The following is a 21918-nucleotide window of genomic DNA, read 5'->3' as shown; positions in this document are numbered from 1 at the left end:
GCATTTGAACACGGCCGGGCGTCGCCGGCCAATAATGCGCGCCTTGCCGAAGGAGCGACCATGCCGACCAGCGCCACCGCGACCGCACCCGCCGGCGTCGGCAACATCGGCGTGGGCTTCGACCTGCTCGGCCATTCGATCCTGGGCCCGTCGGACCGCGCCACCGTGCGGCGCATTGCTGAACGCGAAGTGCGCGTGGTCGCCGTGCGCGCGGTTGGCGACGTATCACCGGCCTCGATCGGCGTGATTCCGTTCGACACGGCGCGCAACACGGCCGGGCGTGCGTTGCATGCATTGCGTGAAGGGCTGGCGCTCGGGTTCGGCTTCGAGGTCGAACTCGACAAGGGGATTCCGATCGGGGCGGGGCTCGGCGGTTCGGCGGCCTCGTGCGTGGCGGCGCTGGTCGCCGCGAATGCCTTGCTCGACGCGCCGATGTCGCGGGAGGCGTTGTATCCCTTCGCGATGGAAGGCGAGTACGCCTCGAGCCGCAGCCACCAGGGCGACAACGTGGGGCCGATGCTCGTCGGCGGCGTGGTGCTGGCGACGGCGACGCGCTTGTTGTCGCTGCGCGCGCCGGCCGGGTTGCATTGCGTCGTCGTGCATCCGGACCAGGTGCTCGAAACGCGGCGCTCGCGCGAAGTGCTCGCCGAACCGTTCCCGTTGTCGACCGTCGTGGCGCATGGCGCGCGGCTGGCGCAGTTCATCGTGGGCCTGGAGCGCGGCGACCTGGCATTGCTGCGCGATGGCTTGCAGGACGTGCTGGTCGAACCGCGGCGCGCGGCGCTCGTGCCCGGGTTCGATGCAGTGAAGTCCGCGGCGATGGACCACGCCGCGATCGGCGCGAGCCTGTCGGGCGCGGGGCCGAGCGTGTTCGCGTGGTTCGCCAGCGAAGCCGATGCGCGCGTTGCGGCGCCGGCGATGCAGGCGGCCTTTGCCGACGCGGGATTCGCGTCGCGTGCGTACGTCTGCCCGGTCAACGGTCCGCGCGCCGAACTGGATTGACGACGGGTGCCACGGGCGTTCCGCGCCATCCCTCGCGCATGCCGGGCGCCGAGAACAAACGCGACACGCTGATCGTCGTCGACGGGAATCCACGGCGCTCGAGTTGCGATCGCACGTCTTCCGGCGCCAGGCGCCAGGTTTCGTTGCGCCAGTTGGTCAGGTACATCGGGCCGTTCGCGCGCAGGACGGTCGCGGCATCCGTCGCCGAGAAATACGGCATCCCGAACGGATGCGTGTGCGCGACGGCGAGCAGCGCATGCCCGGCATCGTTCGACGCGCGATGTAATGCCTCGGTGTGCACGCGTCGTGCATTGCGGGGACCCTTGCCGGGCGTCAGGTAAGCCCAGCCGTCTTCGGTATGCACGAGGAAGGTGACGAACTCCGCGCGCTTGTCGTCGTGGTAGCGGGCGCCGAAGCACGCTGCGGCGGCGTCGGCGGTCGCGAAGCCGCCTTGTTCGATGCGGATGTCGCGCGGGATGCGCGTGCGATCAGTGCGCGCGGTCTCGGGCGTGGCGTGTTCCGGCGAGAAGCGTGGCTGGTGCAGGTCGCAGGCGTTGGGGTGCGTGGCGGGGAGCGCGGCGATGGCGCACAGGAGCGCGCGCGTTCGTCGCCTGCGACGACGGCGATGGGAGTCGAGGGTCATGGGGAATGCGTGGCTGGAGCGGCCGCGCATTCCACCAACGTTTGCCCGGTCCCGGCAGGCGAAAGGGGCGACGTCCACCGACGTCGCCTCTTGCGAACGCCGGCGAAACCTCAGGCCGCGGGACCCGCCTCTTCGCGATTCACCTTGAACCACGCTGCGTACAACGCCGGCAGGAACAACAAGGTCAGCGCCGTCGCCACGATCAACCCGCCCATGATCGCCACCGCCATCGGCCCGAAGAATGCCGAACGCGACAACGGGATCATCGCCAGCACCGCGGCGAGCGCGGTCAGCACGATCGGCCGGAAGCGACGCACCGTCGCTTCGATGATCGCGTGCCAGCGGTCGTTGCCGTGGCGGATGTCCTGTTCGATCTGGTCCACCAGGATCACCGAGTTGCGCATGATCATGCCCGCCAGCGCGATCGTGCCCAGCATCGCGACGAAGCCGAACGGCACGCGGAACACCAGCAGGAACAAGGTCACGCCGATCAGGCCCAACGGCGCGGTGAGCAGCACCAGCGCCGTGCGCGAGAAGCTGCGCAACTGCAGCATCAGCAACGTCACCACGACGAACAGGAACAGCGGCAGGCCGGCCTTGATCGAGTTCTGCCCGCGCCCGGAGTCCTCCACCGTGCCGCCGGTTTCGAGCAGGTAGCCTTCCGGCAACGCGGCGCGGATGCCGTCGAGCGTCGGCAGGATCTGCGCCACCACCGTCGGCGGCGTGAGCTTGTTGCGGATGTCGGCGCGCACCGTGACGGTGGGCAGGCGGTCGCGATGCCACACGATGCCGTCCTCGAACACGTCGCGCAGCGTGGCGATCTGCGACAGCGGCACCGGCGTGCCGCTCTGCGTCGGCACCGCCAGGCTGCCGAGCAGGTCGAGCCGCGTGCGTTCGTCGCCCGTGCCGCGCAACAGGATCTCGACGAGTTCGTTGCCCTCGCGGTACGTGCTGACGTGCAGGCCCGACAGCGAGCCCGACAGGAACTTCGACAACTGGGACGAAGTGATGCCGAGCACGCGCGCACGGTCCTGGTCGATCTCCAGGCGCACGACCTTGCTGGGTTCGTCCCAGTCCAGGTTCACGTTGGAGACGTTCGGGTTCGCGAGCACCTTCGCCTGCACTTGCTTGGCGATGGCGCGCACGCGGTCGATATGTTCGCCGGAGACGCGGAACTGCAGCGGGTAGCCGACCGGCGGGCCGTTCTCCAGTCGCGTCACGCGCAATTGCAACGACGGGAAGCGCGGCGCGACCTCGTCGATCAGCCACGTGCGCACCGTTTCGCGCGCTTCGGTATCGCTGGCGCGCACGACGAACTGCGCGAAGTTGGCGGCGGGCAGCTGCTGGTCGAGCGGCAGGTAGAAGCGCGGCGAACCGGTGCCGACGTAGGCGACGTAGTTGTCGACGCCCGCGCGCTTCTGCAGCATCGCCTCCAGTTGCTTCGCCTGCGCTTCGGTCGCCTTCAACGACGAGCCTTCGGCGAGTTCCATGTCCACCATCAGCTCCGGCCGCGTCGAATCCGGGAAGAACTGCTGCGGCACGAACCGGAACAGCGCGATCGACGCGATGAACGCCGCGACGGTCAGCGTGATGACGAGCTTGCGATGACCCAGGCACCAGTCGAGCAAGCCGCGGAAGCGCTGGTAGAACTTCGTCGCGTGCGGGTCGTGCGCTTCGGCATGCTTCTTGTTCATGTCCGGCAACATCTTGTCGCCGAGGTACGGGATGAACAGCACCGCCGCGATCCACGACACCACCAGCGCGATGGTGACCACCTGGAACAGCGACCGCGTGTACTCGCCGGTCGACGAGGCCGCGGTCGCGATCGGCAGGAAGCCCGCCGCCGTCACCAGCGTGCCGGTGAGCATCGGGAACGCCGTGGTCTCCCACGCGAAGCTGGCCGCCTTCAACCGCGAGAAGCCCTGCTCCATCTTGATGGCCATCATCTCGACCGCGATGATCGCGTCGTCGACGAGCAAGCCCAGTGCGAGCACGAGCGCACCGAGCGAGATCTTGTGCAGGCCGATGCCGAAGTAATCCATCACCGCGAACGTCATCGCCAGCACCAGCGGGATCGTCACCGCCACCACCAGCCCCGTGCGGAACCCCAGCGAGAAGAAACTCACCAGCAGCACGATCGCCACCGCTTCGGTGAGTACCTTCATGAACTCGCCCACCGATTCGCGCACCGCGTGCGGCTGGTCGGAGACCTTGCGCAATTCCATGCCGGCGGGCAGCGAACGCTGCAGGCGCGCGAATTCGGACTCCAGCTTGTCACCGAGCCGCAGGATGTCGCCGCCGTCCTTCATCGCCACCGCGATGCCGATCGCGTCCTGGCCCATGAAGCGCATCCGCGGCGCGGCGGGATCGGCGAAGCCGCGCTTCACCGTCGCAAGGTCGCCGAGCCGCACCGTGCGATCGCCCGAACGGATCGGGAAATCGCGCAAGGCATCGACCGACTGGAACGCGCCGGTCACGCGGATCTGCACGCGGTCGGTGTTCGTTTCGAAGAAGCCGGACGGCACGACGGCGTTCTGTTCCGACAGCGCGGTCTGCACCGCCGCCAGCGGGATGCCCATCGTGGCGAGCTTGGTGTTCGACAGCTCGATCCAGACTTTCTCGTCCTGCAGGCCGACCAGTTCCACCTTGCCGACGTCCGGCAGGCGCTGCAGTTCGAGCTCGATGCGCTCGGCGTAGTCCTTCAGCACCGCGTAGTCGAAGCCCTGCCCCGTCAGCGCGTAGATGTTGCCGAACGTGTCGCCGAATTCATCGTTGAAGAACGGCCCGACCGTGCCTTCCGGCAACGTGGGCTTGATGTCGCCGATCTTCTTGCGCACCTGGTACCACAGCTCGGGCACGTCCTTCGACGGCAGCGAATCGCGCGCCATGAAGATCACCTGCGATTCGCCGGCGCGCGAATACGAGCGGATGAACTCGTACTTGCCGGTCGTCATCAGGCTCTTCTCGACGCGCTCGGTCACCTGGCGCGCGACCTCCTCCGCGGTGGCGCCCGGCCACAACGTGCGCACCACCATCGCCTTGAAGGTGAAGGGCGGATCTTCCGATTGCCCGAGGTTGCGCCAGCTCATCGCACCGAGCAGCGCGAGCACGACCATCGCGTAGAGGACGAGCGTGCGGTTGCGCAGCGCCCATTCCGAGAGGTTGAAGGACATGTCAGCGGGCCGCGGCAGGCGCGAGCGCGACGGGGCGGTTGTCGCGGTCGACGGGCGCGACCTTCTGCCCTTCGCGCAACAGGTGTCCTCCCGCGGCGACGACCCAATCGGTTGCGCGCACGCCCGACAGCACCGGCACCGTGTCTTCGCCGTACGCACCCGCGCGCACGGGCACCAGCGCCAGCGTGTGCGTGTCGGGCTTCACCACCCAGACCGAAGCCGTGCCGTTCGCGCCGCGCTGCAAGGCCGACAACGGCAGGCGCAACGTCGAGTCCCCGGCCTTCGCTGCACCGGGCACGTAGACGCGCGCGCTCTGCCCGAGGTCGACGGCCTTCGCCGCAGCGGCATCGAGCGCGATGCGCGCGGCATACGTGCGCGCCTGCGGATCGGCGGCGGCGGAAATCTCGCGGATGCGGCCCGGCAAGCGTTCGCCCGGCGCGCTCCACAATTCGACGAGCACGGGTTGGCCGACCGCGAAATCGCGGATGCGCGATTCCGGCAACGCGATCGCGACTTCGCGCCCCGCATCGCCCGCCAGCGTGTAGACAACCTGGCCCGACGTCACCGTCTGCCCCGCTTCCGCGCTGCGCGTCGCGATCACGCCGTCGCGCGGCGCGCGCAGTTGCGTGTAGTCGGCCTGGTTGCGCGCCACGTCGAGTTGCGCGCGCGCTGCACGCGCCTGCCCTTCGGCGGCGGCATAGGCGGCGTTCTGTGCATCCAGCGTGGAGCGGCTGACGAGTTGCTGGTCGGCGAGCGTGGCGTAGCGCTTGCGATCGGAGGCCGTGCGCGCGAGTTCGGCATTGGCCGCGGCCAGTTGCGCCTGCGCCGATTGCACCTGCAAGCGCAGGTCGCCCGGATCGAGTTCGGCGAGGACCTGCCCGCGACGCACGCTGTCGCCCGCATCGACGAAGCGCTTCACCAGTTGCCCGCCCACGCGGAACGACAAGGTGCTTTCTTCGCGTGCCCGCACTTCGCCGGCGAAGGCCGACAGCGACGGCGCGGCGTCATGCCCCGGATGGACCACGAGGACCGGGCGCGGGACCTCGGTGGCCGCCTCGTCCTTCCCGCACGCGGCCAGCAGGACCAGCACCGCGACGACCCCCGCATGGCGCGCGCGGCGCAAAAATAGGCGATCCGTGGGGGGGGCCTGCGGCATCCTGCGCTGCGTCTCCATGGGGGACTCTCTCGACGGCAATTAGTGGACCGGCCGGTAGAGTAAGAAATAGCAAACCCCGCAGTCCAGTATTTCCTTTATAGTCCGCCGCCATGCCAGATCGTTCCGCGCCAACGCCAGCCGTTACCCCTGCCGAAGCCGCGACAAAGCCGCGGCCCACGGGTCCGGGCCGGCCCAAGGACCTCGGCAAGCGCGCGGCGATCCTCGAAACGGCCAAGCGCTTGTTCACCACGCTGGGCTTCACGGGCGTGTCGATGGACCAGATCGCGGCCGAGGCCGGCGTCTCCAAGCTCACCGTCTACAGCCACTTCGGCGACAAGGAAGCGCTGTTCGCCGCGGCCGTGCAGGCGCACTGCGAACAGCAGTTGCCCGATTCCCTGTTCGCCGCCGCCGACGCCGCACCCCTGCGCGAAGGCCTGCTGCAGATCGCGCGCGCCTTCTTCGGGATGATCTGCGGCCCCGAAGCGCTCGCGGGCCACCGCACCCTGTGCACCCCGCAGGTCCTGGATACGCCGATGCCGCGCCTGTTCTGGGAAGCCGGCCCGCAACGCATCCAGGACGCCGTGGCGGTGGTGCTGCAACACCATGTCGCCACCGGCGAGCTGGCCATCGACGACGTGGCGCGCGCCGCCTCGCAGTTCCTGTGCCTGGCCAAGGGCGAACTGCATGCGCAACTGGTCTTCGGTTGCTGCACGGAAGTCCGCGCGCACGAGGTGGAAGCCCAGCTCGAAGCCGCCGTGGATCTGTTCCTCCGCGGCTACGGCACGGGGCGCTGACGATGGTCGCCCTGACTTCCGGCACTCAGTACGGGTGTGCTACCACAGCGATGCTGTCCCTCCGGAACGCGACCCGCCTGGGCGTAGAATTCCCGGTTTTCCGCGCGAGACCCCAATCATGACGATCGATTACGCCAAAGCCCGCGAGACCATGGTCGAACAACAGGTTCGCCCGTGGGACGTCCTCGATGCGCGCGTGCTCGATGCGTTGGTGATGGTGCCGCGCGATGCGTTCGTGCCGTCCGCGCATCGCGCGCTGGCCTATGCCGATGCCGCGCTCCCGCTCGGCCACGGCGAATCGATGATGAAGCCCGTCGTCGAAGGCCGCGTGCTGCAGGCGCTCGACGTGCAGGCCGGGGAAGACGTGCTGGAGATCGGCACGGGCAGCGGATTCCTCACGGCATGCCTCGGCCGCCTCGCGCGCGAAGTGCACAGCATCGAGCTGCACGCCGAATTCGCCGACGCCGCCCGCGCGCGCCTGGACACCATGGGCCTGGGCGGCAACGTCCGGATCGAGGCCGCCGATGCGTTCTCGTGGGACACCGACCGCCGCTACGACGCGATCTGCGTCACCGGCGCCGTCGAGGCGATCCCGCCGCGTTTCCTGCAATGGCTCCGCCCCGGCGGCCGCCTGTTCGTCGTGCGCGGCGTCGCACCCGCGATGGAAGCGGTGCTGGTGCGCAACGATGTCAACGGTCCCGGTATCGAATCGTTGTTCGAGACCGACCTGAATTACCTGGCGGGCGCTGCGCCCGTCGCCAAGTTCGATTTCTAAACTCCCCCTCGTCCCCATTTGAATCCGGAAGGAACCTGCATGAGCCGCCGTCCCCTCGTCCTGGCCCTCGCCTTCGCCATCGCGCCCATGGCGGCGCACGCCGAAGACCTGCTGCAGACCTACGAGCTGGCACGCGCCGGCGACCCGCAGTTCTCCGCCGCCGAATCCAGCCGCCTCGTCACCAAGGAAGGCTCGGTGCAGGCACGCGCCGCGCTGCTCCCGCAGTTGAACGGCAGCGCCTCGATCACCCGCACCAAGAACGACAGTTCCGGTTCGCAGGCGTTCGGCAGCGCGATCGTGCCGAGCGAAGGCACCAACGACAACACCAACAAGCAGTACGGCGTGAACCTGTCGCAGATGGTCTACGACCACAGCAACATCACGCGCCTGCGCAGCGCCAACCTGCTCAGCGAAGCCAGCGACTACCAGGTGGAATCGGCGGGCGACTCGCTCGTCACGCGCACCTCGGCCGCGTACTTCAACGTACTCGTGCAGGTCGAGACCCTGGCCGCGGCGGAAGCCTCGGAAACCGCGCTGAAGAAGCAGTTCGACTTCGCCAGCAAGCGCCTGGAAGTGGGCCTGGCGCCCATCACCGACGTGCACGAAGCGCGCGCGCAGTACGACTCGGCGCGCGCCAACACGATCACCGTGCGCAACCAGGTCGAAGACGCCTACCAGGCGCTCGCCGAAATCACCGGCAAGCCGATCGAACGCGTGAAGGGCCTGCCGGAAGACTTCCAGCCGCAGCTGCCCGCCTCCACCGGCGCCGACCAGTGGGTGCAGATGGCAATGGACAACAATCCCGCACTGAAGGCCAAGGAATACCAGGTCAAGTCGGCCGAGGAAGACATCAGCACGGCGCGCGCGGGCCACTACCCCACGCTGTACCTGTCGGGCAATTACGGCAGCAGCCGCACGGATGGTTCCTCGTCCGACACGCTGACCAACCTCACCACCGATTTCGAGAACCGCAACGACTCGCGCAGCCTCGGCCTGACCTTGCGCGTGCCGATCTTCGCCGGCGGCGCGACGCAGTCCGGCGTGCGCCAGGCGCTGTACACGCGCGACGTGCGCCAGGACGAACTGGAACAGCAGCGCCGCGCGCTCGAGCGCAACACGCGCAATGCCTACCAGGTGGTCGTGGCGGGCGTGAGCGAAGTCGAAGCACGCCGCCTCGCGCTGGTCTCGGCCCGCGCCGCGTACGAAGCCTCGCAGGTCGGCCTGGAAGTGGGCACGCGCACCGTGCTCGACGTGCTGATCAACCAGCGCAACCTGTTCCAGGCGCAGCAGGCCTACGCGCTGTCGCGCTACAACTTCCTGCAGAGCCGCCTCAACCTCGAGCAGGCCGCCGGCACGCTCGACGTCGATGACGTGCAGGACATCAATCGCCTGCTGACGGTCGACATCGCGGCGATCGCACCGACCAACGGCGCGCAGTAACCCGCTTTTGCTTCGAGCCCCTCTCCCGCCAGGGAGAGGGGTTGGGGTAAGGACGCTTCACCCCGCCGGCAACACCGGCGCAATCAACCCCAACGTCCGCGCCAGCGCACCGCGCCCTTCTTCGACCAGCCGATAGCCCGCCGCCACCATCCGCGCGCGCGCCGCTTCGTCGTCCAGCAATTCACCGATCGCGACGGTCGCTGCACCCGCATCCGGCACGATCCGCACGGCGCCCGCCTGTTCGAGCCGATGCGCGATCTCCGTGAAGTTGTGCAGGTGCGGCCCGGTCACCATCGCGGTGCCCACCGCCGCCGGCTCCAGCAGGTTGTGCCCGCCGATCGGCTGCAGGCTTCCGCCGACGAAAGCCACCTGCGCGCACGCATAGAACGCCATCAATTCCCCGAGCGTATCGACGACGAACACATCGTCGTCCGCGCCCGGCCAGCGCGTGAGCCGCCGCGTCGCGACGCGCCAGCCCGCCGCATGCGCGTGGTCCACCGCCGCGCGGAACCGTTCGGGATGCCGCGGCGCCCACACCAGCAACAACTCCGGGTGCGTCGCGCGCAGCGCGCGGTGCATCGCGACGACCGCGGCTTCTTCGCCATCGTGCGTGCTCGCCGCGATCCACGCATTGCGCGTGCCCAGGCGTTCGCGGAACTGCGCGACGAAGGCCGCGAGGTTGTCCGGCACCGGCGTATCGAACTTGAGGTTGCCGAGATCCTGCACCTGCTCTTCGCGCGCGCCGAGTTGCACGAAGCGTTCCGCATCCGCCTTCGACTGCGCGCCCACGCGCCGCACCGTGCGCAACGCGCGTCCCACCAGCGGCGCGAGCAGGCGATAGCCGCGCAGCGAACGTTCCGACAACCGCGCATTGAGGATGTAGGTCGGCACGCCTTGCTCGCGCGCGCCGAACAGCAGGTTGGGCCACAACTCGGTTTCGAGCACCAGGCCCGCGCGCGGGCGGAAATGCGTGAAGAAGCGGCGCACCGCGCCCGGCAGGTCGTACGGCAGATACACGTGCTGCACGTCCTCGCCCCACAGCGCGCGCACGCGCGCCGAGCCGGTGGGCGTGATCGTGGTGACCAGCAACGGCAGGTCCGGGTGCAACCGGCGCAGCGCGTTCACCAGCGGTGCGGCGGCATTCACTTCGCCCACCGAGACCGCGTGCACCCACAGCGTTTCGCGCGGCGCATCGTCGTCGACCGGGCTGCCGTACATCCCGTAGCGCTCCGGCCAGCGGCGGAAGTATTCGGCCTGGCGGAAGCCGCGCCAGATCAAGTGGTACACCGTGATGGGAAGGAGCAGGTACAGCGCGGCCGAATACAGGCCGCGCAGCACGCGCTCGAAGGGGTCCGTCCGCATCACGGGAGGATACCTGTCAGCGGACCCCCGTAGAATCGCGACGATGACGCCCGCGCCTGCCCCGACGGACCACGATCGCCCGCCCCTGGGCTCGCGCCATTGGCCGACGTGGCTGGGCATCGGTGCGATGGCCGCGCTCGCGCGCCTGCCCTGGTCGTTGCAGCGCGCGCTCGGCCGCGGCCTCGGTGCCTTGCTCCGCGTCGCGATGCCCGCGCGCCGCCGCATCGCTGCGCGGAACCTTGAACTATGTTTCCCCGAACTCGACGCCGCCGCGCGCGAAGCGCTGTTGCGCGAACACTTCGCCGCGCTCGGCATCGGCCTGTTCGAATTCGCGCGCGCGTGGTGGGGCTCGGTGGATCCGATGCGCCACGGCCTGGTCGTCGAAGGCCTCGACCTGATCGCGGCCGCGCGTGCGAGCGGCCGCGGCATCATCGTCGTGTCGGGCCACTTCACCACGCTGGAAATCTGCGGCCGCCTGATGTGCGACCACGTGCCGCTCGCCGGCATGTATCGCCCACACGCCGAGCCGGCGATGGAATGGGCCGTCAAGCGCGGCCGCCTGCGCTACGCCGCCGCGATGTTCACCAAGCAGGAATTGCGCCCTGCGGTGAAACACCTCAAGCAGGGCGGCGTGCTGTGGTACGCGCCGGACCAGGACCCGAGCCGCGGCGAAAGCGTATACGTGCCCTTCTTCGGCCGGCCTGCGAACAGCCTGTCGTCGACGCACCAGCTCGCGCGCCTGTCGGGGGCGTTGGTCGTGGCGTTCCAGCACGCGCGACGCGCCGATGGCGGTTACACGTTGCGGCTCGTGCCGGGACTGGAAAGCATTCCGTCGAAGGACGCGGTCGCGGATACCGCCGCGGTGATGGCGGCGATCGAAGCAATGGCGCGCGTCGCGCCCGACCAGTACCTGTGGATCCATCGCCGCTTCAAGCGGCAGCCGGATGGCACTTCGCCCTACGGCGATTGATCGCGTTCGCGTTGCGCTTCCAGCACCTTCGCGTACTTGAGGAAGGTGTAGAACGCATGCGTGCGCGCGGCGAAGAAGCCCGCCCAGCCGTTGAGGAAATACCGCTTGCCGATGTACAGCTTGAGGAAGGCGACGTAGGGCTGCAGCACGATGCGCAACCCGAGTCCGCGGATCGGCTTGCGGCGCTTGTTCACCACCATGCCGCTGGAATAGCGGTTCACCTTCTCGACGCGATCGGCCAGGTGCGGTTCGCCGTAATGGCGGAACGGGGCGTCCAGGTCCTGCGGCGCGCCCGTGTCGAGCGTCGGCGCGGCGTGCACCGGCACGGTATTCATGCGCGCGCGCGACTTGCGGAACAGGCGCAACTGCCAGTTCGCCCGCGCGCCGGCGTGCGACCAGCGCCAGAACAACCATTCCTGGCGCGGCAGGCGATAGCCGTCCGCGCGCGGCGCCTGCAGCGTGCGTTCGATCATCGCGCGGCCTGCGTCGGTCAGCGATTCGTCCGCGTCGAGCAGCAACACCCAATCGTGCGTGGCCAGGTCGATCGCGTGTTGTTTCTGCGGGCCATAGCCTTCGAACGGGCGCACGGAGACGCGCGCGCCGTAGCGTTCGGCGATGTCGCGCGTCGCATCGGTGGAGCCGGAATCGAGCACCACGCGTTCGTCGCAGAACGCCAGGCTCGCCAGGCACGCTTCCAGCGTCGCCGCGTTGTCGAACGTGGTGACGACGCCGCTGATCGGCGCCCGCGTGCTCATGCAGCCGCAGCCGCGGGGGCCGCCGCGGGTTCGGGGTCGCGCGACAGCAGGCTGCCCGCGTACAGCGCGGCCAGCATCAGCGCCAGCCCGCCCCAGAACGTCGAATAGAACGCCAGGTGCGTGTTGAACGGGAACAACGTGACGACGAGCGCGAGCATCGCCGGCCGTGCGCGATCGCGCGCCGTTTCGCTCGCATAGCGCCACGCGCGCCATCCCAGCGCGATGCCGGCCAGCCACAACACCAGGCCGATCGTGCCGGTTTCGCTGGCGACTTCCAGTACCCAGTGGTGCGCGTGCAATGCCGGTCCTTCACCCCAGGCCGCGAGCTTGCCCGCCTCTGCATCGCAGCCGTTGAACGCATCGCGGAAGCCGCGCGCCCCCACGCCGTTGATGGGGTGCGTGCGATACATGCACATCGCCGCGGACCAGATGCGGCCGCGGCCGGACAAGGCGTTGTCCACGCCGCCCGCATCGGCGGCCAGCAGCTGCGTCGTGCGCTGCAAGCGCGTTTCCACCTGCGGCACGAACAAGCCGAGCGCCGCGAGCGCGATCGCGCCGAACGCGAACACCGCGAGCAGTCGCTTCCAACCCAACAGGCGCCAACCCGACCACAGCAGCACCAGCGCATACGAAATCCACGCCGCGCGCGCACCACCGAGCAACACGATCGCGCCGACCACCGCCGAGGCGACGCACCACCCCGGCACGCCCCAGCGACGCGCGGCCGCATACAGCGCGAAGGGCGACATGCTCGCCAGCATCTGTCCGAACTTGAGGTTGCACGGCCCGAGGATGCCGCTCAGGCGATCCACCGCCAGCGCTTCCGCATCGGTGCACATGCCGTGCCCGCTGATCGCGTGCTTGATGGTGTCGATGCCGAAGAACAGCGGACTCGTGCCAGAGACGGCCTGCAGCACGGCGTCGATCGTCCAGATGGCGACGATGATGGCGAGCCCGCCGAACGTGATGCGGCGTCCGCGCGCATCCGCCACCGCCGAGGCGACGAGCCACAGGAACGGCAGGTAGCGCAGGTCGAACGCGGATTCACGCAACGCGAGGGCGCGATCCACCGCATCGATCGACGAGAACGCCTCGGGCAACCAGTAGGCGAAGAACAACACGCTCGTGAGCGCCCACGCCGGACCGGAGAGCAACGCGGCGCCGCCGCGGAAACGCGAGGCCAGCAGGACCACGATCGCCGCGATCGCACCGAGCGACATCACGCCTTCGGCATAGCCGGGCGCGGGCCACAACGCGACGAAGGCGAGCACCCAGGCGGGCGCCCAGCGCCAGCCGGCCGGCGGGCCGGGGGCGTGTGTGTCAGCGGTGGTCGACGAGTTCTGCATAGACCGCAAGCGTCTGATCCTGCATGGCGCGCAAGGTGTGCGGCATCGTAACCGGAGGCGTCGGCGGATGCGCCAATGTTTCGCGCGCGGCCCGCACCAGGGCGTCGCCGTCGAACGGGGGCACCGCGCCCGCGGGTTGCCAGGCGCGCAACAGTTCGCCGACGCCGCCGTGGTCCCAGCCGACGACGGGCCGGCCGACGCTGAGCGCTTCGAGCACCGTGCGGCCGAAGGCTTCGGGCTTGCGCGAGACCTGCAGCACGAGGTCGCTCGCCGCGTAGGCATCGGCGATCGCATCGGTGGGCGGCGCGAACGCGACGGCCGCGTCGATGCCGAGCACGGTGGCGTGCGCTTGCAGTTCGGACAGGTAACGATCGCGTCCATGTTCGCGACTGCCCGGCAACCACAGGCGCGCATCCACGCCGTCGCGGCGCAGCGCATGCAGCAGGTCGAGGGCGTCGACGTGGCCTTTCAACCGCGTGCCGCGCCCGGGCAACAGGAGCAACGGACCTTCACCCCCGAGCGCGGGATGCAGCGCGGCGGCGCGCGCGCGTGCTTCGCGATCGGGCGCAGGCATGCGCGGGAAGGCCTGCGGATCGATGCCGCGCGGGATCACGCGCAGGCGCGCCGGATCGGTCTTCGGATAGTGCGCAAGCAAGTACGCGCGCACCGTCTCCGACACGCAGATCACGCGTTCGCCGCGCGCCATGATCGCGCTGTAAGGCGACGGCGAATTGAGCCCGTGCATCGTCGTGACGAAACGCGGTCGCGCGGCTCGCATGCCTTGCAGCGCGCGCCACGCGATCCACGCCGGCATCCGCGAACGCGCGTGCACGATGTCGGCACCGCGGCGTTCGAACAGGCGACGCAACGGCGGCACGTGCTGCAACGTGAAGAGCGACTTGCGCCCGATGTCGAGCGTGATGTGTTCGGCGCCGAGCGCTTCCAGCCGCGGCACGAGCCGTCCGCCCGCCGACACGACCAGCGCGCGATGGCCCGCGCGCACGAGGGCGTCGGCGATCTCGAGGGTGGAACGTTCGACCCCGCCCGATTCGAGGGCGGGAAGCACTTGGACGATGGTGAGCGGCCGCGTCACGGTCGCGTGCGGCTGGTCAGTCGATCAGCACGAAGTGCGAACCGCAGTAGGGGCACTGGCATTCGCTCCCGTCGGCTTCGATCGGCAGGTACACGCGCGGATGCGAATTCCACAGCGCCATCGACGGCAGCGGGCAGCTGAGCGGCAGATCGGCCCGGCGCACGTCGTAGCGTTGCTGCGCGTTGGCGGGCGCGGTGGCGGTGGGCTGGGGATTGCTGGGCGACTGCGGGGCCATGGGCACGGGGGTTCGGCGATGCGCGGGCCGCGAGTTTAGCAGCCGCCGTCAGGCCGGCAGGTCGAAGAGCAGGACGTCGGCGATTTCCGCACCGCGGCCCGACAACGATCGCGTGCCGCCCTCGTCCACCAGGCCCAGCGCATCGCCGGCCGACAGCGCGCGGCCATCGAGCACCGCGCCGCCCTGCGCCACGTGCAGCCAGTAGCGGCGCGCGGGATCGAGCACGAGGTCCACCGATTCGCCATCGCCCAGCCGCACCCCGCGCAGGAACGCCTGCTGCCGGATCGCCAGGCTGCCGTCCGCGCCATCGGGCGAGGCCAGCGTGGCCCAGCGTCCGCGCCGGGCTTCCGGGTCGAACGCGCGCTGTTCATAGCCCGGCGCGGCGTTGAGCCGGTCCGGCTGGATCCAGATCTGCAGGAAATGCACCGGCTCGGATTCGGACGCATTGAACTCGCTGTGTTCGATGCCGTGCCCCGCGCTCATCCACTGCAGCTCGCCCGGGCGCAGCACGCCCTCGCTGCCGGTGTCGTCGCGGTGCGCGAGCGCACCGGACAACACGTAGCTGAGGATTTCCATGTTCGCGTGGCGATGCGGCGGGAAGCCGCCGCGCGGCGCCACGCGATCCTCGTTGATCACGCGCAGCGGGCCGAAGCCCATCCATTCGGGGTCGTAGTAGTGCCCGAACGAAAACGTGTGCTGGCTCTTCAGCCAACCGGCGGACACGTCACCGCGCGCACTCGAAGCACGTTGGACGATCACTTGGCCTCCGCGCCCTCGGGCTTCGGCACCGACGCTTCGGTGGTGATGCGCAGCTGCACGGCATCGGCGATGTTCGGCAGCATGGCGTCCACGCCGAACGCGCTGCGCTGGATCGTGCCCGTCGCATCGAAGCCGATCTTCGGCTGGCCGCGGCTCTCGCCGGCCTTGTTGAGCGTGACTTCGAGCACGACCGGGTTGGTCTTGTCGCGGATGGTCAGGTCACCGGTGACCTTGAGCTTGTTGCCGCCCAGCGATTCCACCTTGGTGCTCTTGAACGTGGCGGTCGGGTACTTCGCCATGTCGAAGAAATCCGGGCTCTGCAGGTGCGCGGTGAGCTTGGGCACCATCGCGTCCAGGCCCGACAGCGGCAGCGTCACGGTGACGCTGGAGTTGGCCACGTTGTCGGCGTCGTACACCAGCGTGCCGTCCACGTTGAGGAAGTTGGCCACGGGATGCGAGTAGCCGAAGTGATCCCACGAGGCCACGACCATCGTGTGGTTGGGATCGAGCTTGTACGTGGCTTGCTTGGCCTGTGCGAAACCGGCCACCAGCAGCAGCGAGGCAAGGGCAATGCGCGTGCGGATCATCATGCGGTTCAGTCCTGTGGTGGGGATCAATCGATGCGGCAGGCTTCGTCGAAGCCCAGCCGCGGCGAACGCGGGAAGATCGACGCGGGGTCGCCCTTGCCCAGGTTGACGAGGAAGTTGGAACGCCAGGACGTGCCCGGGAAGAACGCGGCATCGACCTTCGCGTTGTCGAAGCCCGACATCGGCCCGCAATCCAGGCCGAGCGCACGCGCGGCAAGCAGCAGGTACGCGCCCTGCAGGCTGCCGTTGCGCAGGCCGATCGTGCGCAGGTCGGGCTCGGGCTTGGTATCGAACCAGCCGCGCGCATCCGTGTGCGGGAACAGCACCGGCACCTTTTCGTAGAACGCCATGTCGTACGCGACGATCGCCGTGCACGGCGCGGCCATCGTTTTCTTGTAGTTGCCTTCGTCCAGCGCAGGGCCGAGCTTGGCCTTCGCTTCGGCCGAGCGCACGAACACGAAACGCGCGGGGCAGCTGTTGGACGTGGTGGGGCCCCACTTCAGCAAGTCGTAGAGGGCGTGCAGCGTGGCGTCGTCGACCTCACCGGTGAACCGGTTGTAGGTGCGAGCCTGGCGGAAGAGCTGGTCCAGCGATGCGTCGGGCAGCGTGGGCTTGAACGAATCTGTCATGGGGCTGCGGTTGCAATCCGGGCGAAGGCGCGCAGTGTAGAGTGTCGCGCGTCAAGCGGCCGAGACCGCAGCCGCAACGGACCTCCGCACGGATGGAACGCCCCGCCACCGAAACGTGCCTGCTGATCACCGACAACCGCGCCGGCAACGTGCGGCAGGCGCGGGCGCTCGCGGCGGCCATGGGCTTCGACGATGCACCGCACCTGGCGCTGGTCCCGCACCGGCCGTGGCGCTGGATCGCCCCGCGCATGGCGCCGGGCAGCGCGATGGCGTACGGCCGCGACTTCGCGCACGCCCTCGCGTCGCCGCCGGCGCTGGCGATCGGCTGCGGCCGGCAAGCGGCGCTGGCCACCCGGCAATTGCGCGCGCGCGGATCGCGCGTCGTGCAGATCCTCGACCCGCGCATGCCCACCACGCACTGGGATGTCGTGGTCGCACCCGAACACGATGCCTTGCAGGGCGACAACATCGTCACGCTCGTCGGCAGCCTCAATCCCGTCGACGATGCGTGGCTCGCCGACGCGCATGCCGCGTTCTCGATCCTCTCGCCGCTCGCGCAACCGCGCGTCGCGTTGCTGGTCGGTGGCGAAAGCGACTATGTGCCGGGCTACGACGGCCCGGTGCTCGCACGCGACCTGCATCGCCTCGCCGACGTGATCCGGCGCGACGGCGGCACGTTGCTCGCCACCACGTCGCGCCGCACGCCGCCCGCGTGGTGCGATGCGTTGCGTGCGCAATCGCGCGACATCCCCGGCCTGCGCTGGTTCGCGCCCGCGCACGCGAGCCTCGACGACAGCGAGAATCCGTACGCCGGCCTGCTCGCCTGGGCCGACCGCATCGTGTGCACGGCCGATTCGGTCAACATGCTGAGCGAAGCGTGCGCCACCCGCGTGCCGGTGTACGTGCTCGGGGGCGAACGCGTGCGCGGACGCCTGCAGCAGTTCCATGCGGCCTTGCAGGCACGCGGGCGCGTGCGCACCCTGGCGGAATACGACCTGCCCGACGACGCCATCGAACCGCTGCGCGAAACCGGTCGCGTCGCGGCCGAAGTCCTCGCCCGCCTCCAGTTGCGCTAGTCGAACGCGAGGCCCGCCGCGTGCGTGGCCGCGCGGATCGCGGCGCGCGCCTGCGCGATCGCATCGGTTTCGGCGGTGATGCGCGGACGACGATCGAGCGTGCAGCGCAAGCCGGCCTCCAGCAACGTGACGTGTGCCGCGCCGAGGGCGTCGCATGCGGCGCGATCGAGCACGTCGTCCGCGCAGGCCAGGCGCAGCAGGCCGGGCGTGTCGCGCGGACCGAGCCATTGCGGCTGCGTCGCCGAACGCGCGAGCACGCACCATTGCAGCAGGAACTCCAGGTCCACCAGCCCGCCTTCGCCCTGCTTGAGGTCGAAGCGCGCCGCGTCGCCGCGATCCAGTTCTGCGCGCATGCGCTGGCGCATCTGCACGACGTCGGTGCGCAGCGTGTCCGGGTCGCGTGCACGGCCCAGCGTTTCGGCACGCACGCGTTCGAAATCCTTGAGCAACGAAGGCTCGCCCGCGACCCCCCGTGCGCGCACCAGCGCCTGGTGCTCCCACGTCCACGCGCGTTCGCGCTGGTAGTCGGAGAAGCTGGCGAGGCTCGAGACCAGCAAGCCCTTCGCCCCATCGGGACGCAGGCGCACATCCACGTCGTACAGACGGCCGGCGCCGGTGACGGTGCCCAGCAGCGCAACGATCTTCTGCGCGAGGCGTGCGAACCAGCGCGTGGCATCCAGCGGACGCGCGCCGTCGGATTGTGCGTCGGGTGCGGCGTCGTACAGGAACACGAGGTCGAGGTCGGACCCGAAGCCAAGCTCCTCGCCGCCGAGGCTGCCGTAACCGAGCACGGCGAAGCGCGCTCCGGGCACGCGGCCATGCGGACGTTCGACTTCCCGCTGCGCGAGCACGAGGACTGCATCGATCACGCCGTCGGCGAGCCAGGCCAGCTGGCGCGCGCTTTCGTACGCGGTCTGGCGCGCATCCAGCGTCGCCAGCGCGATGCGGAAGCTCAGCGCCTGGCGCACTTCGTTGAGCGCCATCAACGCGGCTTCCGCGTCGTCGTCGTGCAGGGTTTCGTCGCACGCTTCGATCAGCGAAGCACGATCGGGCAACGCGCCGGCGCTGCGGCGGTCCAGCAATTCGTCGAGCAGGAGCGGATGCGCGGCGATGCGTTCGGCGAGCAAGGCACTGCCGGCCACGACGTCGACCAGGCGCGCGAGGGCCGCCGGTTGTTCGTCGAGGAGCGCGAGGTAGCTCGCGCGCCGCAGCAACGTATGCAACAGCGGCAGCAAGCGGCGCAGCGCGGCATCCGGTTGCGAGGAACGCGCCGCCGAGGTGAGCAACGCAGGCAGCACGCGATCCAGGCGCGCCCGCGTGGCGTCGGACAACGTGCGCACGCCGGGCGCGCGCGCGAAGTCGCGCAGGCTGCCGTCCAGCGTTTCGATGTCGCCGAAGCCGGCATCGGACAAGGCCTGCGCTTCACCTGCATCGGGCAACGCGCGCCAGTACGTCGCGAGGTCGCTCGGCGCCGCGGAACGGCCGCGTGGCGCGAGCAACGCTTCGAACTCGGTCGAAACCCGCGTCCGCTGCACATCAAGCGCGGCGCGCAAGGCGTCCCAATCGTCGTACCCGAGGCCACGTGCGATGCGGGCGCGATCGACCTGGCTTTCCGGCAGCGCGTGCGTCTGCGCATCGCGCAACATCTGCAGGCGGTTTTCCAATCGACGCAGGAAGCGATACGCCTCCGCGAGCGCCTCGCCAGCGGCGGGTGCGACGTGGCCCGCTTCCACCAACGCCGCAAGCGCTGGCAGCAAGCGTCGTTCGCGCAACGTCGGTTCGCGACCGCCGCGGATCAACTGCAGCGCCTGGACGAGGAATTCGATTTCGCGAATGCCACCGGGACCGCGCTTGATGTCGTCGGCCAGTTCCTTGCGCGCGACTTCCGCGGCGATCGCAGCCTTCATTTCGCGCAAGCCATCCAGCGCGCCGTAATCGAGATATCGCCGATAGACGAACGGCCGCAACGCATCGAGGAAGCGCAGTCCCGCATCTGCATCGCCCGCAACGGGCCGCGCCTTCTGCCACGCATAGCGTTCCCAGTCGCGTCCTTCGCGCTGGAAGTACGACTCCATCGCGGCGAACGGCAAGGCCACGCGGCCCGCGTTGCCGAACGGACGCAGGCGCAGGTCGACGCGATGCGAGAAGCCCTCCGCCGTCGCTTCGTCGAGCAGCTTCGCCAGTTGCTGCCCCAGGCGCGCGAAGTAATCCTCGGCCGCGAGCGAACGCGCGCCGTCGCTGTCGCCTTCCTGCGGATACGCGTAGACGAGGTCGACGTCGGACGAGAAATTCAGTTCGCCACCGCCCAGCTTGCCGAGGCCGAACACCACCAGGCGCTGCACGCTGCCATCTGCCGCGCGCACCTGGCCGTAGCGTTGGGCGAATTCGCCTTCGAGCGCCGACAGGCCGAGGCGCAGGCAGCGGTCGGCGAGTTGCGTGCTGCCGGCGAGCGTGGCGTCCACGTCGTCCAGGCCCGACACGTCGCGCCAGACCAGGCGCGCGGATTCGGCGGTGCGATAGCGGCGCAGGCGGGATTGCCAGTCGGTCCGCGCATCCGGCCCGAGCTCGGGCGGCGTTCCGAACGCGTCATCGCGCGCGAACGAGTCGAGCAGCGCCGGCAGGCGCACGAGCGTGTCGATCGCGAAGTCGCTCGCCAGGGCCAATGCGGCCAGGCGCTCCGCGAGCGCAGGGGTCCAATCGTCGGAGGCGATCGCGCGCAGGCGATCGAGCTGGCGTGCGACGTGGGTGTCGGTGGGGTCCGTCATCGCGCCCATGATGGCATCGGCAAATAAAAAGCCCGCCCCGGACGAACCGGTTGCGGGCCTGCTCCCTCCCCCACGTCGGGATGCGGGGCGATCGTGAAGGAATCGTTATTGGGTTTGCACGCTGCACTGCAAAACGATACCGGGCAGTACAGAAAGGCTCATTCAAGGGTGCCGAATCGTCGTTCGTGAATGCGATAAATCCCCGCGCCAACACGCATTCCGCGTGCCCGTTGCACGGCCTCCGCGGCGAGCTCGCCCGACTCGCAACCGCCCTCCATGAAGCCTTGCGTCTCCAGTGCGCAGTGCTCACCGGCAAAAAATAGCCGACCAACGGACTCCCCGACCGCGCCGCGCAGGGCCGACCAGTCGCCCGGCCCGAAGCACGCATAGCTGCCGAGGGTCCACGGATGGCTGGGCCAGTGGAAGCGTGCTTCGCGCGGTTGGGTGCGGGCCGCGGCCAGGCCGGGGAACACGCGATCCAGGTCCGCGGTCGCCGCATCGGCCTGCATGCGCGGCGTGCCCTGCCCGAGCGCCACGCCGTGCGCACCGCCGGTGAAGTTGGTCAGCACGCCCTGCGCGCCGGGTTGTTCGCGCGTGGTGTCCCACGTCGTCTGGTAGGACAGGTCGCTCATCGACGCACCGTTGGCCCCCTGCGCGCGCCACACGCGGCGGTCGTACCCGATCATCAGCTTCGCGTTGGTGCCGTACGGCAGGCGGTCGATGGCGTTGCGCTTGTGCGCAGGCATCGGCACGTCGATGGCGACCTTGCGCAGCAGCGTGAACGGCAATGCGAGGATCGCCTGCGCGGCGTGCACGTCCTGCGTCGCGCCGTTGCGGCGGAACGTCAGCACGAGATCGTCGCCGCGCGCGCGGATCGCTTCGAGCACCGCACCGGGTTCGATCGCGTCGTCGAGTCTGTCCGCAACGGCGTGCGGGATTCGGTCGTTGCCGCCGCGCACGTGGAAGCGTTCGTCGCTGGCGCCGAACACGCGGAACACATCGGGATCGTCGGTGCCGATGAAGGTGAGCAGGTTCAACGCGGACTGCCGGTCGATCTCCAGCCCCATTTCGGTGGTGTAGGCCACCGCGATCAGCTTGCGCAGCCAGCCGGACACGTGTTCCCGATCGAGCCACTGTGCGATGTTCATCGCATCGAGCGCCCGGAACGCGGGGTTGGCATCGGTGTAGTCGAGCGCGCCGTCGCCGAGCGACGCGACATCGCGCACGATCGCCGCCGCAACGGGGACGAAGGCCGCAACGATCTCGCGTTCGCTGATGCGGCGGCCGTCGAACCACCAGGTGTCGATGTCGGTGTCGTGCGCCAACAGGTCGTCGAGCTCGAGCCCCATTTTCCTTGG

At 69.4% G+C, this 21918-nt stretch carries 19 protein-coding genes; 6 read left to right on the top strand and 13 right to left on the bottom strand.

Annotation, left to right across the window (positions count from 1 at the left end; all coding sequences use genetic code 11):
- The first annotated feature begins 60 nt into the window (after positions 1 to 60).
- Positions 61 to 1002, top strand: a complete 942-nt coding sequence (locus LYSHEL_RS08510; RefSeq protein WP_213433479.1) for a homoserine kinase — start codon at positions 61 to 63, stop codon at positions 1000 to 1002.
- On the opposite strand, the gene LYSHEL_RS08505 is transcribed toward LYSHEL_RS08510, so the two are convergent.
- From LYSHEL_RS08505 to LYSHEL_RS08495, 3 genes are all read right to left on the bottom strand, one after another.
- Positions 974 to 1645, bottom strand: a complete 672-nt coding sequence (locus tag LYSHEL_RS08505) for a Mov34/MPN/PAD-1 family protein (protein ID WP_213433478.1) — start codon at positions 1643 to 1645, stop codon at positions 974 to 976. The two genes, LYSHEL_RS08510 and LYSHEL_RS08505, sit on opposite strands and share 29 nt — an antisense overlap.
- A 110-nt stretch (positions 1646 to 1755) precedes the next feature.
- Positions 1756 to 4818, bottom strand: coding sequence for an efflux RND transporter permease subunit (locus tag LYSHEL_RS08500; protein WP_213433477.1), 3063 nt, complete (start codon positions 4816 to 4818; stop codon positions 1756 to 1758).
- Position 4819: 1 nt separating this feature from the next.
- Complete coding sequence (locus LYSHEL_RS08495) at positions 4820 to 5941, bottom strand: efflux RND transporter periplasmic adaptor subunit (RefSeq protein WP_407075181.1); 1122 nt, start codon at positions 5939 to 5941, stop codon at positions 4820 to 4822.
- A 143-nt stretch (positions 5942 to 6084) separates the two neighbouring features.
- Between LYSHEL_RS08495 and LYSHEL_RS08490 the strand changes: the two genes are divergently transcribed.
- The 3 genes from LYSHEL_RS08490 to LYSHEL_RS08480 all read left to right on the top strand — a co-directional run bounded on the left by LYSHEL_RS08490 (position 6085) and on the right by LYSHEL_RS08480 (position 8983).
- Positions 6085 to 6768 (top strand): TetR/AcrR family transcriptional regulator, encoded by a 684-nt coding sequence (locus LYSHEL_RS08490; RefSeq protein ID WP_213433475.1) that lies wholly within the window; start codon positions 6085 to 6087, stop codon positions 6766 to 6768.
- 118 nt (positions 6769 to 6886) lie between these two features.
- Positions 6887 to 7543 (top strand): protein-L-isoaspartate O-methyltransferase family protein, encoded by a 657-nt coding sequence (locus tag LYSHEL_RS08485; protein WP_213433474.1) that lies wholly within the window; start codon positions 6887 to 6889, stop codon positions 7541 to 7543.
- Positions 7544 to 7582: 39 nt separating this feature from the next.
- Entirely contained in the window at positions 7583 to 8983 is a 1401-nt protein-coding gene (locus LYSHEL_RS08480) for a TolC family outer membrane protein (RefSeq protein ID WP_213433473.1), read from the top strand.
- Between the two features lie 57 nt (positions 8984 to 9040).
- Here LYSHEL_RS08480 and waaA read toward each other — a convergent pair whose 3' ends face one another.
- Positions 9041 to 10345 carry a lipid IV(A) 3-deoxy-D-manno-octulosonic acid transferase gene (gene waaA, locus LYSHEL_RS08475; RefSeq protein WP_213433472.1) on the bottom strand — a complete coding sequence of 435 codons (1305 nt, stop codon included), beginning with the start codon at positions 10343 to 10345 and terminating at the stop codon, positions 9041 to 9043.
- A 43-nt stretch (positions 10346 to 10388) separates the two neighbouring features.
- Between waaA and lpxL the strand changes: the two genes are divergently transcribed.
- On the top strand, positions 10389 to 11315 hold the full coding sequence (gene lpxL / locus LYSHEL_RS08470; RefSeq protein ID WP_213433471.1) for an LpxL/LpxP family Kdo(2)-lipid IV(A) lauroyl/palmitoleoyl acyltransferase: 927 nt from the start codon (positions 10389 to 10391) through the stop codon (positions 11313 to 11315).
- Here lpxL and LYSHEL_RS08465 read toward each other — a convergent pair.
- Genes LYSHEL_RS08465 through LYSHEL_RS08435 form a run of 7 tightly spaced genes read right to left on the bottom strand, consistent with a single transcriptional unit; the run spans position 11303 to position 16719 of the window.
- On the bottom strand, positions 11303 to 12070 hold the full coding sequence (locus tag LYSHEL_RS08465) for a glycosyltransferase family 2 protein (RefSeq protein WP_213433470.1): 768 nt from the start codon (positions 12068 to 12070) through the stop codon (positions 11303 to 11305). The two genes, lpxL and LYSHEL_RS08465, sit on opposite strands and share 13 nt — an antisense overlap.
- A complete protein-coding gene (locus LYSHEL_RS08460; protein ID WP_213437724.1) occupies positions 12067 to 13416 on the bottom strand; it encodes an O-antigen ligase family protein in 1350 nt (449 codons plus the stop codon). Before LYSHEL_RS08460 ends, LYSHEL_RS08465 begins: the two co-directional genes overlap by 4 nt.
- Positions 13391 to 14509, bottom strand: a complete 1119-nt coding sequence (locus LYSHEL_RS08455; RefSeq protein ID WP_213433468.1) for a glycosyltransferase — start codon at positions 14507 to 14509, stop codon at positions 13391 to 13393. Before LYSHEL_RS08455 ends, LYSHEL_RS08460 begins: the two co-directional genes overlap by 26 nt.
- A 16-nt stretch (positions 14510 to 14525) precedes the next feature.
- Positions 14526 to 14744, bottom strand: a complete 219-nt coding sequence (locus LYSHEL_RS08450) for a zinc-finger domain-containing protein (protein ID WP_213433466.1) — start codon at positions 14742 to 14744, stop codon at positions 14526 to 14528.
- Positions 14745 to 14792: 48 nt separating this feature from the next.
- Complete coding sequence (locus LYSHEL_RS08445; protein WP_213433464.1) at positions 14793 to 15503, bottom strand: pirin family protein; 711 nt, start codon at positions 15501 to 15503, stop codon at positions 14793 to 14795.
- A complete protein-coding gene (locus LYSHEL_RS08440) occupies positions 15500 to 16093 on the bottom strand; it encodes a YceI family protein (RefSeq protein WP_213433462.1) in 594 nt (197 codons plus the stop codon). Before LYSHEL_RS08440 ends, LYSHEL_RS08445 begins: the two co-directional genes overlap by 4 nt.
- 23 nt (positions 16094 to 16116) lie before the next feature.
- Positions 16117 to 16719: a malonic semialdehyde reductase gene (locus LYSHEL_RS08435; protein ID WP_213433460.1), complete on the bottom strand. Its 603-nt coding sequence runs from the start codon at positions 16717 to 16719 to the stop codon at positions 16117 to 16119.
- Between the two features lie 92 nt (positions 16720 to 16811).
- Here LYSHEL_RS08435 and LYSHEL_RS08430 point away from each other — a divergent pair, with 92 nt between their 5' ends.
- Entirely contained in the window at positions 16812 to 17795 is a 984-nt protein-coding gene (locus LYSHEL_RS08430) for a mitochondrial fission ELM1 family protein (RefSeq protein WP_213433459.1), read from the top strand.
- Here LYSHEL_RS08430 and glnE read toward each other — a convergent pair.
- On the bottom strand, positions 17792 to 20569 hold the full coding sequence (gene glnE, locus LYSHEL_RS08425; RefSeq protein WP_213433457.1) for a bifunctional [glutamate--ammonia ligase]-adenylyl-L-tyrosine phosphorylase/[glutamate--ammonia-ligase] adenylyltransferase: 2778 nt from the start codon (positions 20567 to 20569) through the stop codon (positions 17792 to 17794). The genes LYSHEL_RS08430 and glnE overlap by 4 nt on opposite strands.
- A 149-nt stretch (positions 20570 to 20718) precedes the next feature.
- Positions 20719 to 21909 (bottom strand): flavin monoamine oxidase family protein, encoded by a 1191-nt coding sequence (locus LYSHEL_RS08420; protein WP_244858485.1) that lies wholly within the window; start codon positions 21907 to 21909, stop codon positions 20719 to 20721.
- Positions 21910 to 21918: the final 9 nt, after the last annotated feature.

Source organism: Lysobacter helvus, from assembly GCF_018406645.1.
GTDB lineage: Bacteria > Pseudomonadota > Gammaproteobacteria > Xanthomonadales > Xanthomonadaceae > Noviluteimonas > Noviluteimonas caseinilytica.
The sequence above is the reverse complement of the archived record's forward strand: the minus strand, read 5'-3'. Positions and strand labels throughout refer to the sequence as shown.

Bases quoted from the DNA above. Each gene is read 5' to 3' on its own strand.
- LYSHEL_RS08510 (WP_213433479.1), top strand. From the start codon at position 61: ATGCCGACCAGCGCCACCGCGACCGCACCCGCCGGCGTCGGCAACATC.
- LYSHEL_RS08505 (WP_213433478.1), bottom strand. From the start codon at position 1,645: ATGACCCTCGACTCCCATCGCCGTCGTCGCAGGCGACGAACGCGCGCG.
- LYSHEL_RS08500 (WP_213433477.1), bottom strand. From the start codon at position 4,818: ATGTCCTTCAACCTCTCGGAATGGGCGCTGCGCAACCGCACGCTCGTC.
- LYSHEL_RS08490 (WP_213433475.1), top strand. From the start codon at position 6,085: ATGCCAGATCGTTCCGCGCCAACGCCAGCCGTTACCCCTGCCGAAGCC.
- LYSHEL_RS08485 (WP_213433474.1), top strand. From the start codon at position 6,887: ATGACGATCGATTACGCCAAAGCCCGCGAGACCATGGTCGAACAACAG.
- LYSHEL_RS08480 (WP_213433473.1), top strand. From the start codon at position 7,583: ATGAGCCGCCGTCCCCTCGTCCTGGCCCTCGCCTTCGCCATCGCGCCC.
- waaA (WP_213433472.1), bottom strand. From the start codon at position 10,345: ATGCGGACGGACCCCTTCGAGCGCGTGCTGCGCGGCCTGTATTCGGCC.
- lpxL (WP_213433471.1), top strand. From the start codon at position 10,389: ATGACGCCCGCGCCTGCCCCGACGGACCACGATCGCCCGCCCCTGGGC.
- LYSHEL_RS08465 (WP_213433470.1), bottom strand. From the start codon at position 12,070: ATGAGCACGCGGGCGCCGATCAGCGGCGTCGTCACCACGTTCGACAAC.
- LYSHEL_RS08460 (WP_213437724.1), bottom strand. From the start codon at position 13,416: ATGCAGAACTCGTCGACCACCGCTGACACACACGCCCCCGGCCCGCCG.
- LYSHEL_RS08450 (WP_213433466.1), bottom strand. From the start codon at position 14,744: ATGGCCCCGCAGTCGCCCAGCAATCCCCAGCCCACCGCCACCGCGCCC.
- LYSHEL_RS08440 (WP_213433462.1), bottom strand. From the start codon at position 16,093: ATGATGATCCGCACGCGCATTGCCCTTGCCTCGCTGCTGCTGGTGGCC.
- LYSHEL_RS08435 (WP_213433460.1), bottom strand. From the start codon at position 16,719: ATGACAGATTCGTTCAAGCCCACGCTGCCCGACGCATCGCTGGACCAG.
- LYSHEL_RS08430 (WP_213433459.1), top strand. From the start codon at position 16,812: ATGGAACGCCCCGCCACCGAAACGTGCCTGCTGATCACCGACAACCGC.
- glnE (WP_213433457.1), bottom strand. From the start codon at position 20,569: ATGGGCGCGATGACGGACCCCACCGACACCCACGTCGCACGCCAGCTC.
- LYSHEL_RS08420 (WP_244858485.1), bottom strand. From the start codon at position 21,909: ATGGGGCTCGAGCTCGACGACCTGTTGGCGCACGACACCGACATCGAC.